This window comes from Burkholderia sp. BCC1988, assembly GCF_905339895.1.
Lineage (GTDB): Bacteria > Pseudomonadota > Gammaproteobacteria > Burkholderiales > Burkholderiaceae > Burkholderia.
The window spans coordinates 1-12,894 of the sequence record NZ_CAJPHA010000010.1 but is presented as its reverse complement, the minus strand read 5'-3'; the positions used below and the strand labels follow the sequence as shown (position 1 = coordinate 12,894).

Below are 12,894 nucleotides of genomic sequence, written 5' to 3'. Positions count from 1 at the left end.
GCGCTCAGAGTCCGAGCGCGGACAGGTCCAGCTTGCCGTCCTTCACCGGCGGGCACCAGAAATACGCGCCCGTCAGCGGTCGCGTGAAGCGGAACAGGCCGTCGACGATGCCGTCGTCCGCGCCGCTCATCCGGCGCATCTGCACGTCGAACGCGCGGAACGAACGGCCGAACGCGACGAAGTAGAGCCCCGCGCGGCGCGCATCGGACCACGGCGACGAACGGCGCAGCATGAATGCCTCCGGCTCGAAGCTCTCCTGCGCGGTGCGCTTCACGTGCGCGAACTCGGGCGCGTCGTCGAGCTCCTCGTTGTCCGAGCGGCGGCGGCCGACGATGTGATCCATGTCGCCCGACGCAATGCGCTCCATCTGGTCGAAGTCGTGCAGCCATTGCTGAACCGCGACGAAGCTCGAACCGTCGAGCCCCGCGCCCTGCCCCGTGACGACCGCCGCGGCCAGCGCGTCGTCGCCGGTCGGGTTCTCGGTGCCGTCCTCGTAACCCGACAGGTCGCGATCGGTCGAATAGCGGAACCCGTCGACCGCGTCCTGCAGCACGAACGCCGGCGCGAGCGCCCGCTCGATCGCCCGCGCGCGCAGCACGAGTGCGCCGCGATCGTCGCCGCGCAGCCAGACCCAGACGTCGGCCGGCGTGATCGGCAGCGTACGGTCGTTCACCGCGAACGCCGGGTATTCGGTGAGCCCCGGAACCGGGCGGCCGAGATGCGCGGCCAGCGCGTGCCCGAAGCCTGCGACCGTGTCGCGCCCGTCGACGAGCTCGCGCAATGCCGCGAGCGCCGCGGCCACATTGACGTTGTTCGAAATCGTGAAAGTGAGGTATCGGGCCGCCGTGTCGATCGGAGCCAGGATGCCTTGCTGAACGTCGCTCATCGTTTCCTCAGGAGTGTATCGGGGTGAATCCGCGGGGCCGCAGCGGCCGGCGCGCAACGGCAGAGTGTAATCGATGCCGCCCGCCGCCCCGTGCGGCACCGCACCGCGGAACGCGCACGAAAGAGGGCCAAAACTCCGAATACTAACCGCATCGCTGCTGCAACGCCGCATTCGTCGGACGTTGCAGCGCGTCCGGCTCTGCTGATAAAATTCCTTCACGTCTTTTTCGGCGTCCTTTCAACCGTTCACTTCAGGGAGGTGCAGATGTTCCGAATGCCAGCAACCTTCCCGAACGTGGTCCCACGACGCGGCTGATCCAGCCCGTCGTCCGCGCCGGCTTCCGGGTGCTCCGCTAACCCGCCCGCGCAATTTCCCGACAGCCCGTTTCGTTTCGCCCGCGTCGTGCGCGCGGTCCGGCTGTCGCGTTTTCGACGTTCTCCGAACCGGAAAGTCCCGTCGCGCGATGCGCCGGGCAACGATACATGACCAGAAAAACCACCCATCTGGGCGGCCAGGCATTCCAGGCCGTCTTCGGCTTCACGTTCCGCTACTGGCGCAAGCAGCCGGTGCGCATCGCGACGATCACGACGCTGGCGCTGCTCGGCGCGCTTGCCGACGTGCTCACGCCGCTGTTCGCCGGGCGCCTCGTCGATGCGCTGTCGAGCGGCCCGACCGACCGCGCCGCCGCGTGGCATGCGGCCGTCACCGCGTTCGGCACGCTGGCCGCGCTCGGTATCGGCGCGACGCTGCTGCGGCAGGGCGTCTACCTGAACATCATCACGCTCACGCTGAAGATGATGAGCGAGATCGCCGCGGCGTCGTTCCATCGCGTGCAGCGTTTCTCGACCGACTGGCACGCGAACAGCTTCGCGGGATCGACCGTGCGCAAGATCACGCGCGGGATCTGGGCACTCGACCTGCTGAACGACACGGTGCTGATCGCGCTGCTGCCGTCGGTCACGATGCTCGTCGGCGCGACCGTGCTGCTCGGCACGCACTGGCCGGTGATGGGGCTCGTCGTCGGTGCGGGTTCGCTGCTGTACATCTCGGTGACGGTCGCGGTGTCGCTCGGCATCGTCGCGCCGGCCGCGCGGCTCGGCAACCTGTGGGACACGCGCATGGGCGGCGCGCTCGCCGACGCCGTGAGCTGCAACGCGGTCGTCAAGGCGTTCGGCGCGGAAACGCGCGAGGAAGCGCGGCTCGATCGCGTGATCGGCAAGTGGCGCCAGCGCACGCGCCGCACGTGGGTGCGCGGCACGTTCAACGGCGGGCTGCAGGGCGCGATGCTCGTCGCGATGCAGGCCGCGATGATCGGCGTCGCGCTGCGGCTGTGGGCGAACGACGAAGCGAGCGTCGGCGACATCGCGTTCTCGCTGACGATGTTCTTCATGCTGCAGGGCTACCTGCGCGACGTCGGCATGCACATCCGCAACCTGCAGCGCTCGGTCAACGACATGGAAGAGCTCGTCGCGCTCGAGCGCCAGCCGCTCGGCATCGACGATCGGCCCGGCGCGCCCGCGATCCGGATCGGGCAAGGCGAGATCCGCTTCGAGCACGTGACGTTCCGCTACGGCAACCATCCGGTGCCGCTGTACGACGACTTCTCGATGCGCATCGCGCCCGGCGAACGCGTGGGCCTCGTCGGCCATTCCGGGTCGGGCAAGACGACGTTCATCAAGCTGATCCAGCGCCTGTACGACGTGTCGGACGGCCGCATCACGATCGACGGCCAGGACATCGCGCAGGTGCGGCAGGATTCGCTGCGCAGCCAGATCGCGATCGTCCAGCAGGAACCCGTGCTGTTCCACCGCACGCTTGCGGAGAACATCGCGTATGCGCGCCCCGACGCGAGCCGTGCGGAGATCGAGCGCGCCGCGCGTCTTGCCAGCGCGCACGACTTCATCGTCGCGCTGCCGGACGGCTATGACACACTCGTCGGCGAGCGCGGGATCAAGCTGTCGGGCGGCGAACGCCAGCGCGTCGCGATCGCGCGTGCGTTCCTCGCGGATGCGCCGATCCTGATCCTCGACGAAGCGACGTCGAGCCTCGACAGCGAAAGCGAGGTGCTGATCCAGCAGGCGATGGAGCGGCTGATGGTCGGGCGCACGACGCTCGTCGTCGCGCACCGGCTGTCGACGGTGCGCGCGCTCGACCGTCTGCTCGTGCTCGAGCGCGGCAAGGTGATCGAGGAAGGCAGCCACGACGCGCTGATCCGCATCGACGGCGGGACGTATCGCCGGCTGTTCGAGCGGCAGGCGCTGGAACTCGCGAAGGGCCTGATCGATCCGCCGCGGCGCACGGCGGACGGTCATGCCGGGCCGCTTGGAGAGCCGGCGCAAGCCTGAAGGCGCCCCGATCGCAACCGGATGCGCGGCGCACCGCCGCCGCGGCCGGTTGCGTCATGCGGGGACGTCGATGCGATCGTCAGGAATTCACGAGGCCGTTGCGTGCGTCGTCGATTCCATTCGACGGCGCCACGCGAGCCGCCGTGCGCTGCCCGGCAAACCCCTTGCGAACGAGGTAAATCAGCAATACGCCGATGACCAGCCCCGACAATACGTCGCACAGGTAATGCCCTCCCTGCGTAGGCGTCGATACGATCATCATGCCGTTCAGCACGATTCCGACCGGGAAGACGATACGCACATGCCGCAGCGAGTACGCGAAGCACAGTGCAAGGATGGTGTGCAGCGACGGAAAGGAAATGAGCCCTTGGGACGAAGCGAAAGCCAGCTCCCGGACGACTCCGCTTCGCAACGGCGCAAAGTCCGATACGGTGGAAATCGTACCTGGATCGCGAATGTCGAAGTGAAGAAACGCACTCTCGGCCGGCAGCCATGCCGCGATCAGAATCGACACGAAGACTGCGACGATAAATTGCACCGCAAACTCGGCGTAGTCTTTCGAATTCGACGTCAGCGTGAGAATGATCGGGATCGCAAGGAGCTGGACGCTGCCGGACGCATACGCGAATCCGAGCACGGCATGCCAACCGGGATTTGCGGTCACCCATCTATACGCTTGCAGCCAGTGAAACCCGAGCGCGGCATCGATCGATACCAACGCATCGCTCACGAGCGGCAGATCGGTCGCCACAGCCAGGTACTGAAGGAGCGCGCCTGCATGCGTGAACACCGACAACAACGCGATCCACTGGAACGATTGCGCGACATTCTCGTAGAACGCCTTCCTGGCCGGCACTTTGTACGATGGGCGCGAGGCGAGCCAGGAAGCTGCGGTGACGGCAAGAACGACGGACAGCATTTGCGCGCTTTCGACCAGACTGCCCTTCGCAATCCGGAAATCGACGCGGTATGCCCAGATCACGTCGACGATTATCAGCATGATGGTCACCCACCACGCGGTCACGTAGATTTTCCGCATATTCTTCGACATACCCCTTTTCTCGTTCTTTTCTGTCGATCCCCGAGGCTCGAGCCGGACGTTGTCCGCACGTACCGCGTTCCCCGTACACCCGCAAATGCAGGCGCATCGTGCAACCGCGCTCCATAGCCTCGTACCGTATTCCAGCCGGTGCTTGAGAATAATACGCCGCCGTCCGTCAGGCGACGCCGACGCATCCGGCCCCGACGCCGGCCGCCCGGATCACTTATCATACCGGCCAGGCAATTTGCGACGAAAGGCGGATCATGTTTACAGGCATTGTTCAGGGTGTTGGCGTCATCAAGGCCATCGAGGATCACGGCGAACTGAGAACGTTCAGCATCGAATTCCCCGAGCGGTTCACCACCGACATCGAGATCGGCGCGAGCGTCTCGGTCGACGGCGTCTGCCTGACCGTGACGACCATCCACTCGCCCGAGCTGATCGACTTCGACGTGATGTTGCCGAGCCTGCGCATCACCACGCTCGCCGACCTCACGACCGGCGCCCGGATCAACGTCGAGCGGGCCGCGAAGGACGGCGCTGAAATCGGCGGACATCCGCTGTCCGGACACGTCGACTTCATGGGAACGATCGCGAACATCGCGTCGTCCGAACACAACCGGATGATCCGCATCGGCGTGCCGGCCGATTTCAGGCGCTACGTGTTTGCGAAAGGCTATATCGCGATCAACGGCTGCAGCCTCACCGTGTCGGACGTCAATCGCGACGAAGGCTGGTTCGACGTCTGGCTGATTCCCGAAACGCGACGCGCGACCACCTTCGATGCGAAGGGCGTCGACGACCGGGTCAATATCGAGATCGAGCGCAGCACGCAGGTCGTCGTGGATACGATCCGCGAGTCGGTCAAGGAAACCCTCGGGGAATTGACCGGCGTCGTCACGACGTTGCTCGCGGAGAAGGGCATCGATATCGAGGAACTGCTCGCGCGGAACGTCGCGAAGCTGCCGAAGGCGTAACGGCGAAGAGCGCCGCCGTTCCCGCTGATGCCCGGGATCACCGGGCGTCGGCTTCCGTCGCGATGCGCCCGGCCGGCCGCCCCGCACGCCACCTTACTCCGCCTCTGCCTGCGCCCCCTTCCCCACCGCCACCCGCTGCGCGCGATAAATCCCCGCGTGTCCGGAAAACAGATAGGCGACCACGCAGGCGACGATCGCATACACGCCGACATCCGCGCCGAACAGTTCGATCGCCATGATCGTCGACGCGATCGGCGTGTTGGCCGCGCCCGCGAACACCGCGACGAAACCGAGCCCCGCCAGCACGGGCACCGGCAGCGCCAGCACCTGCCCGAGCGCGTTGCCAAGCGTCGCGCCGATGTAGAACAGCGGCGTCACTTCGCCGCCCTTGAACCCCGACGCGAGCGTGACGACGGTGAACGCGAACTTGCCCGCGAAATCGTAAGCCGGCAGCGGCCCGTGAAACGCGGCTTCGATCGTCGGAATGCCGAGCCCGAGATACTGCGGCACGTTCAGCACGGTGGCGGCCACCGCGACCAGCATGCCGCCGAGCACCGGCTGCAGCGGCGCATGGCGGATCACGCGGCGAAACCACGCGGTCAGCGCATGCGTCGCGAACGCGAACAGCCGGCCGACGACGCCGAACGCGACACCCGCGACGACCGTCGCGGCCAGCCCCGTCGCCGACACGGCCGGCACGAACGGAATCGCATAAGCGGTGTGATGCACGCCCCACGCGCGGCACACGACATCCGCGACGATCGCCGACGCGACGCAGGTCAGCAGCGCGTCGTACCGGACGCGGCCGATCGCGAGCACCTCGAGCCCGAACACGGCGCCCGCGAGCGGCGTACCGAACACCGACGCGAACCCGGCCGCGATGCCGCCCATCAGCAGCACGCGCCGATGCTCGCGATCGAGCCGGAACAGGTGCGTGACGCGATCGGCGAGCGCGCCGCCCATCTGCACGGCCGTGCCCTCGCGGCCGGCCGACCCGCCGAACAGGTGCGTGACGACGGTCGCGACGAGCACGAGCGGCGCCATCCGCTTCGGCACCAGCGCCTTCGGGTCGTGAATCTCGTCGATCAGCAGGTTGTTGCCGCGCGCGACCGACTGGCCGAACCGGTGGTAGACCCAGCCGGTCGCCAAACCGGCGGCCGGCAGCCCCCACAGCAGCCAGGGATGCGCGACGCGCGTGCCGGTCGCCCAGTCGAGCGCGATCAGGAACAACGCGGAAGCCGTGCCGGCCAGCGCGCCGAGCAACGCAGAGAGCGCGAGCCAGCGGCACACGTAGCGCACGGTCGCGAAAAAATCGGCAGAAGTCGAGAAAAACATGATTTCCAGATTCGACGGGACATCAAAACCTGGGCGGCAGAATACCGCATGGACGGCCTGCGACCTCCTGACGACCCAGGAACACGCAGGCATCATCAGCCGGGCAAACCGGCGGTTGAGGGCCGAACCGCGCGCGACGCGCCGGGATCGACCGCAGGGAGGCATGCCATCTCCGCAGGCGGCAATTGTACGCGACGCCGCACGGCGCGCGCAATGCGGCCCCGCCGGGGCCGCGGCGCGCCGTCAGTCGAGCGGCATGCGCGTCACGCGTGAAATCAGTTGCGGCGCGATCCGGTCGAGCGGCAGGATCGCCGACGCCGCGCCGATCGCCGCGGCCGCCTTCGGCATCCCGTAGACGGCGCTCGTCGCCGCGTCCTGCGCGATCGTGTAGCACCCCTTCGCGCGCATCGCCTTCAGCCCGAGCGCGCCATCGCGCCCCATCCCGGTCAGCAGCACGCCGAGCGCGTCGCCCTCCCAGCCGTCGGCGACGCTGTTGAAGAACACGTCGATCGACGGCCGGTACGGCGTCTCGGCCGGATGCCGCGTATAGCCGAGCACGCCGCGCGGCGAGATGTACAGGTGATCGTTGGTCGCCGCGAGCAGCACCTCGCCCGCCTGCGGCACGCTGCCCTGCCGCGCGACGCGCACGGGCAGCCGCGTATAGCCGTCGAGCCACTCCGCCATGCCGACCGCGAACGCCTGGTCGACGTGCTGGACGATCACGAGCGCAGCCGGAAAATCGGCCGGCAGCGCGCGCAACAGGGCGGTGAGCGCGGTCGGCCCGCCCGCCGACGCGCCGATCGCGATCAGCGTCGGCTGGCCGCGCGCGGGTGCGGGCCCGGGCGGCACGAGCGTCGTGGTCCGGCTTTCGAGCAGCCGGCCGATCTGGTCGATCTTCGCGAGCAGCGGCTGCGGCGCCGCATCCGACGGCAGGCCGAGCGCGAGCGTCGGCGTGTCGACCGCGTCGAGCGCGCCGGCCCCCATCGCCTCGTAGACCGACGACGTGTTCGCGCTGACGCTCGCGGTCACGATCAGGATCGCGCACGGCGCGCGCGCCATGATCTGCCGGGTCGCGGCCACGCCGTCGAGCTTCGGCATCACGAGATCCATCAGCACGAGATCGGGCGGATGCGCGACGCAGAAATCCACTGCCTCGTCGCCGTCGGTCGCCACCCACAGCACGCGGTGATCCGTGCGCAGCGCGATCACGCGGCGCAGCGCCTCGACGGCAAGCGGCAGATCGTTGACGATGCCGATGTTCATCCGCGTGCGTCCCCGATCAGGTCGTGCACCGCGTCGAGCAGCGCCTCGTCGTGGAAACTGCTCTTCGCGAGGTAGTAGTCGGCACCGGCGTCGAGCCCGCGCCGGCGATCCTCGTCGCGATCCTTGTACGACACGATCATCACCGGCACGCGCTTGAGGGTCGGATCGCCCTTGATCAGCGTGACGAGTTCGATCCCGTCCATGCGCGGCATGTCGACGTCGGTGACGACCAGGTCGAACGCGTCGCTGCGCACCGCATTCCAGCCGTCCATCCCGTCGACCGCGATGGTCACGTCGTAGCCGCGCTTTTCCAGCAGCTTGCGCTCGAGCTCGCGCACCGTCAGCGAATCGTCGACGACGAGCACGCGGCGGCGCCGGTCGGCGAGCGCGAGCTGCCGGTCGCGCGTGAGTTTCGCGAGCTGTCCGCCGCGCACGAGCTTGTCGACGGAGCGGATCAGGTCCTCGACATCGACGATCAGCACCGGGTCGCCGTTCTCGAGCAACGCACCGGCCGCGATGTTCTGGATCTTGTGCAGGCGGCTGTCGAGCGGCTGCGCGACGAGCATCCGTTCGCCGAGGAAGCGGTCGACGGCGACACCGTAGAGCTCGGGCTCGCCGCCGACGACCACGACCGCCGTGCTCGCGCGCGCGACGCCGGGCTCGCCGGCATCGAGCAGCTGGTGCGCGGCGACGAGGCCCGCGCGCCGGCCGTCGAACGGAAAATGCGGCTGGCCTTCGAGCACGTCGATGTCGTCGTGCGACAGTTCGAGCGTGCGGCGCACGTGCGCGAGCGGGAACGCGTACGGCTCGCCGCCGACCTCGACCAGCAGGCTGCGGATCACCGACAGCGTGAGCGGCAGCTGCAGCACGAAGCGCATGCCCGCGCCGGGCTCGTTGAAGATGCGCACCGCGCCGCGCACGCCGCGCACCATCTCCTGCACCGCGTCGAGGCCGACGCCGCGCCCCGACACGTCGGTCACCGCATCGCGCATCGAGAAGCCCGGCAGCAGCAGGAATTCGAGCAGTTCGGGATCGGACAGCCGCGCGGCCGTCTCGTCGTCGGTCAGGCGCTGGCGCACGACCGCAGTGCGCAACGCATCCATGTCGACGCCCGGCCCGTCGTCGATCACGCTGACGAGCAGCGAGCCGGCGCTATGCCGCGCTTCGAGCGTCACGCTCGCCTCGGGCGGCTTGCCGCGCGCGAGGCGCGCGTCGGGCGCTTCGACGCCGTGGTCGATCGCGTTGCGCAGCAGGTGGCCGAGCGGCGCGTCGAGCAGGTCGAGGATGTCGCGGTCGACCTGCGTGCCTTCGCCGACGATCGAGAAGCGCACCTGCTTGCCGAGCGAGCGCGCGAGATCGCGGACGATCCGCGGATACGCGCGCGTCGCATCGCCGAACGGCCGCATCCGGCACTGCAGCGCCTCGTCGTACAGCTGTTCGGCGATATGCGTGCTGCGCCGCTCGAAGCGGTCGAATTCGTCCATGCGCTCGGCGAGCGAACGCTGCAGGTCGTTGAGCATGTGCCGCACTTCGTTCACCGACGCGAGCACGCCCGCGTCGAGATCGTCGGCAAACTGTTCGTACAACAGATCGAGCGAACGGGCCGCGTCGCGCTGCGCACGCTTCACGCGCAGCATCGATTCCGCGAACGGCTTGAGCCAGCGCGATTCGACGAGCGACTCGCCGGACAGGCTCAGCAGCCGGTTCAGCGTATCGGCCCGCACGCGGCGCATCGCGCCCGCGCCGGCCGCGCGGCCGGCCTGGACCGGATCGGGCACGGCCGCCGGCAGCGCGAGCGGCGGCACCGAGGCGCCGGCCCCCACGGGCTCGTTCGCGGCGCCGTCGTGCTCGCGAAACGGCGCGACGGACGGCGGGGCCGGCGGCGGTGCGAAAGCCGGTGCCGGCATCGCGTGCGCGCCGTCGGCGCCCGTCAGCGCCAGCGCGAACGCCTCGATCTCCGCCGGCGACACGGGCTGCGCCTGCGGATCGGCGACGCGCACCAGCAGGTCGACGCCGGCCAGCAGCACGTCGACATGCGTGGCCGTCAGCGCGACCGTGCCGGCCTGCGCCGCGACGAAGCATTCTTCCATGCGCCCCGCGATGTCGACGCCGAGCGGCACGCCGACGATGCGCGCGGCGCCCTTCAGCGAATGTGCGGCGCGCATGCACGCCTCGAGCGCGACGGAGTCGGGCTCGCCCGACTCGAGCGCGAGCAGGCGCTCGGACAGCGCCTGGGTCTGCGTGCGCGTCTCCTCGCGATACAGCTCGAGCAGCGACAGTTGGCTCAGATCGTCATCGCCGCTCATCGCATGCTCCGTGTCACGGCGTCGAACAGCCGATCGTCGTCGAGCAAGCCGATCGACTTGCCGCGCCACGACAGCACGCCGCGCGACAGGCCGGCGCTCGCGCGCCCGACCGTCGCCGGCACGGGCACCCATTCGGATGCGCCGAAGCGCAGCACGCCCTCGACTTCGTCGACCGGAAACACCACCGGCTCGCCCTGGTGCGCGGCGACCAGCAGCCGCGTGAAACGGCCGTCCGCGCCACCCTCGCGGCCCTTGCCCGCGTCGAGGCCGAGCAGCGCGCCGATCGAGATCGCGATGCGCAGCGTGCCGCGAATGTTGACCACGCCGCGCACGGCCGAATGGCGACGATGCGGCAGCGAATGGATCGGACGCGTGCCGGCGATCTCGCGCAGCACGCCGATCGGCAGCGCGAGCCATTCGTCGGCGACGCGAAACGCCAGTGCCGCCTGATGCGTATCGTCGTCGCCGTGCGCGCGGGTCGCGTCGAACGCGCTGATCCGCTGCGTCGCGTCGGCCAGCTCGGCGGCGCCGAGCGGGCGTTCGAGCAGTTTCGCCGCGTGATACGCGTAGACCGGGCAGTTCAGGCAGCGCAGGCAATCGGCCAGCCGCTCGCACGAGCGGTCGCCGTGCGTGCCGATCCGGTTCCAGCAATCGTCGACGCCGATCGTCGTGTCGTCAGTGGCAACGGCGTCGCGGTTCATTCGTTCCTCGGTCATCCCGATGTCGGCTCCCAACCCGTATTCTCGTTATCCGGCCGAGCGCCGCGCACGCTCGAGCAGCCATTGCGCGCCGGCGCCGTCGCCGCCGACGTCCAGCAAGGTCGCGAGATGCGTCAGCGCTTCGTGGTGCGTCGGCCGCAGATACAGCGCCTTCCGGTAGAAATCGCCCGCTTCCGCGACCCGCCCGCGCGCATCCGCGATCAGCCCGTTCAGGTAGAACGCGTCGGCGTGCGGCCCGGCGTGCGCGGAGAACTGCGCGAGCACGCGCTCGGCCTCGTCGAATGCGCCCGCGTTGGCCAGCGCCTGCGCTTCCTCGAGCGTCGGCGCGGCGCCGTCGGCGGCCGCCGGCGCCGGCGCGGGCGTGTCGGCCACGTTCGCCGTATGGGCCAGCGGGTCGACGCGCACGTCGGCCCGCGGCCCGAACGCCGTCGGGCGTCCGGCCGGTTCAAAGGCAGCGCGCGACGGCGCGGCATCGCGCCACGTCGGCGGGACGACGGCCAGCAGCGGACGCGTCGCAGCCGGCGGCGCCACGGCGAAACGCTCGGCGCGCCGGTACGGCGCAACCGCGGGCAGCGGTGCCGCATGGCGGGCCGCGTACCCGTCCGCCGCGGCGCCATCGCGCCCGCGATGAAACGCGAACGCCAGCGGCACGCGGGCCGAACGCATCCCGTGCCGCATCGCGACGCCCGTTTCGGCCGGCCCGACGAACAACATGCCGTCGTCGGCGAGCGCGCTTTCGAGCGAGCCGATCACACGGTCCTGCGCGTCGCGGTCGAAATAGATCAGCACGTTGCGGCAGAACACGAAATCGTAGCGGATGCCCGTATCGGTGCCCGGTTCGACCAGGTTCGCCTGGCGAAACTGCACGCACGCGCGCACGCGCTCGTCGAGCAGCCAGCCGTCGGCGACCGGCGTGAAGTAGCGGCCGCGGAACTCGGTCGCCGTGCCGCGAAACGCATTGCGCCCGTAGCAGCCGAGCCGCGCCTGTTCGATCGCGCGCGCGCTCAGGTCGAGCGCGTCGATCGTGAAGCTGGCCGGCTCGAGCCCGGCGTCGAGCAGCGCCATCGCCGCCGAATACGGCTCCTCGCCGGTCGAGCACGGCGCGCTCAGCACACGGATCACGCGCCCGGGCGTCGCGGCGAGCCGCTCGGCCGCGTGCCGCGCGAGCGTCGCGAACGCCTCGCGATCGCGGAAGAACCACGTCTCCGGCACGATGAACAGCTCGATCAGCGCGCGCCGTTCGTCGGCCGACGCGTTGAGGTGCTGCCAGTACGCGTCGAGCGCTTCCGGCGTGACGGGCGGCCGCGCCGCCGACGGCAGCCGCTCGCCGTCGCCCTGCAGCGCCTGCACGCGCTCCGTCAGCGCGCGGCTCAGAAAATCGTTGCCGAGCGAATCGGGGTCGATGCCGGTCTCGCGCAGCAGCCAGCCGCGAAATCGCGAATCGGACTCTTTCATGCGGACTCCCCTCCGTGGCCCGGCAGGCCGTCGAACAGATACAGGCGCGCGACGTCGTCGATCAGGTCGGACACCGAGACCTGCTGCACGATCCCGTCGGGCGTGTTCGCGACGCGCCCGAGCCAGCGCGTGCGCGCGGTCGATATGCCACTCGCGCGGAACGCCGTGCGATCGATCCGCAGCGTCTGCGTCGCGCGCTCGATGATCAGGCCGATCACGCGCTCGCGGTCGAGCTGCCCGGCGCGGTAGCGGACCATCACCAGTCGCGTCGAACGCAACGCATGCGCGCGCCGTCCGAGCGCCAGCATCGGCACGTCGATCACGGGCACCGGCTGGCCGCCGCGCATCAGCAGCCCGGCGATCCATTCGGGCGCGCCGGGCACGGCCTTGGTGGTCGCGAGCGGCAACACCTCGTCGATGTCGGCCGCGTCGAGCGCGTAGCGCTCGCCGTCGAGCTCGAACATCAGGAACAGCGCGTGCGCGGCGCCGTGCGACTCGGCGCGCGTCACGCGTCGACCTTGAAGCGCGACACGCTGGTGCGCAACTGGTTCGCGACGAGCGTGAGG

At 69.5% G+C, this 12,894-nt stretch carries 10 protein-coding genes and 1 riboswitch; of the genes, 2 read left to right on the top strand and 8 right to left on the bottom strand.

Going from position 1 to position 12,894, the window contains the following annotated elements:
• Positions 1-4: 4 nt before the first annotated feature.
• On the bottom strand, positions 5-886 hold the full coding sequence (locus U4012_RS15950) for a Dyp-type peroxidase (protein ID WP_321799821.1): 882 nt from the start codon (positions 884-886) through the stop codon (positions 5-7).
• Between the two features lie 482 nt (positions 887-1,368).
• Between U4012_RS15950 and U4012_RS15945 the strand changes: the two genes are divergently transcribed.
• Complete coding sequence (locus U4012_RS15945) at positions 1,369-3,231, top strand: ABC transporter ATP-binding protein (protein ID WP_321799819.1); 1,863 nt, start codon at positions 1,369-1,371, stop codon at positions 3,229-3,231.
• A 79-nt stretch (positions 3,232-3,310) separates the two neighbouring features.
• Here U4012_RS15945 and U4012_RS15940 read toward each other — a convergent pair whose 3' ends face one another.
• A complete protein-coding gene (locus U4012_RS15940) occupies positions 3,311-4,282 on the bottom strand; it encodes a phosphatase PAP2 family protein (RefSeq protein WP_044846623.1) in 972 nt (323 codons plus the stop codon).
• Positions 4,283-4,536: 254 nt separating this feature from the next.
• Here U4012_RS15940 and U4012_RS15935 point away from each other — a divergent pair, with 254 nt between their 5' ends.
• Positions 4,537-5,250 (top strand): riboflavin synthase subunit alpha, encoded by a 714-nt coding sequence (locus U4012_RS15935; protein WP_321799817.1) that lies wholly within the window; start codon positions 4,537-4,539, stop codon positions 5,248-5,250.
• A 93-nt stretch (positions 5,251-5,343) separates the two neighbouring features.
• Here the strand turns inward: U4012_RS15935 and U4012_RS15930 are convergent, their stop codons facing one another.
• From U4012_RS15930 to U4012_RS15905, 6 genes are all read right to left on the bottom strand, one after another.
• Positions 5,344-6,585 carry a voltage-gated chloride channel family protein gene (locus U4012_RS15930; RefSeq protein ID WP_321799816.1) on the bottom strand — a complete coding sequence of 414 codons (1,242 nt, stop codon included), beginning with the start codon at positions 6,583-6,585 and terminating at the stop codon, positions 5,344-5,346.
• A gap of 79 nt (positions 6,586-6,664) precedes the next feature.
• Positions 6,665-6,768, bottom strand: a riboswitch (Fluoride riboswitch).
• 60 nt (positions 6,769-6,828) lie between these two features.
• Entirely contained in the window at positions 6,829-7,848 is a 1,020-nt protein-coding gene (locus U4012_RS15925) for a chemotaxis response regulator protein-glutamate methylesterase (RefSeq protein WP_044846626.1), read from the bottom strand.
• Positions 7,845-10,154, bottom strand: a complete 2,310-nt coding sequence (locus tag U4012_RS15920; protein ID WP_321799814.1) for a hybrid sensor histidine kinase/response regulator — start codon at positions 10,152-10,154, stop codon at positions 7,845-7,847. The genes U4012_RS15925 and U4012_RS15920 overlap by 4 nt, the downstream gene beginning before the upstream one ends.
• Entirely contained in the window at positions 10,151-10,855 is a 705-nt protein-coding gene (locus U4012_RS15915; RefSeq protein ID WP_044849304.1) for a chemotaxis protein CheW, read from the bottom strand. The genes U4012_RS15920 and U4012_RS15915 overlap by 4 nt, the downstream gene beginning before the upstream one ends.
• Positions 10,856-10,900: 45 nt before the next feature.
• Complete coding sequence (locus U4012_RS15910) at positions 10,901-12,328, bottom strand: CheR family methyltransferase (protein ID WP_321799812.1); 1,428 nt, start codon at positions 12,326-12,328, stop codon at positions 10,901-10,903.
• The gene (locus U4012_RS15905; RefSeq protein WP_415750382.1) at positions 12,325-12,792 is read right to left on the bottom strand and encodes a chemotaxis protein CheW; all 468 of its coding nucleotides are present in this window, start codon (positions 12,790-12,792) and stop codon (positions 12,325-12,327) included. Before U4012_RS15905 ends, U4012_RS15910 begins: the two co-directional genes overlap by 4 nt.
• Between the last annotated feature and the right edge of the window lie 102 nt (positions 12,793-12,894).

Excerpts from the sequence above, each read along its gene's own strand:
- U4012_RS15950 (WP_321799821.1), bottom strand. The coding sequence starts at position 886 with ATGAGCGACGTTCAGCAAGGCATCCTGGCTCCGATCGACACGGCGGCC.
- U4012_RS15945 (WP_321799819.1), top strand. The coding sequence starts at position 1,369 with ATGACCAGAAAAACCACCCATCTGGGCGGCCAGGCATTCCAGGCCGTC.
- U4012_RS15940 (WP_044846623.1), bottom strand. The coding sequence starts at position 4,282 with ATGTCGAAGAATATGCGGAAAATCTACGTGACCGCGTGGTGGGTGACC.
- U4012_RS15935 (WP_321799817.1), top strand. The coding sequence starts at position 4,537 with ATGTTTACAGGCATTGTTCAGGGTGTTGGCGTCATCAAGGCCATCGAG.
- U4012_RS15930 (WP_321799816.1), bottom strand. The coding sequence starts at position 6,585 with ATGTTTTTCTCGACTTCTGCCGATTTTTTCGCGACCGTGCGCTACGTG.
- U4012_RS15925 (WP_044846626.1), bottom strand. The coding sequence starts at position 7,848 with ATGAACATCGGCATCGTCAACGATCTGCCGCTTGCCGTCGAGGCGCTG.
- U4012_RS15920 (WP_321799814.1), bottom strand. The coding sequence starts at position 10,154 with ATGAGCGGCGATGACGATCTGAGCCAACTGTCGCTGCTCGAGCTGTAT.
- U4012_RS15915 (WP_044849304.1), bottom strand. The coding sequence starts at position 10,855 with ATGAACCGCGACGCCGTTGCCACTGACGACACGACGATCGGCGTCGAC.
- U4012_RS15910 (WP_321799812.1), bottom strand. The coding sequence starts at position 12,328 with ATGAAAGAGTCCGATTCGCGATTTCGCGGCTGGCTGCTGCGCGAGACC.
- U4012_RS15905 (WP_415750382.1), bottom strand. The coding sequence starts at position 12,792 with ATGTTCGAGCTCGACGGCGAGCGCTACGCGCTCGACGCGGCCGACATC.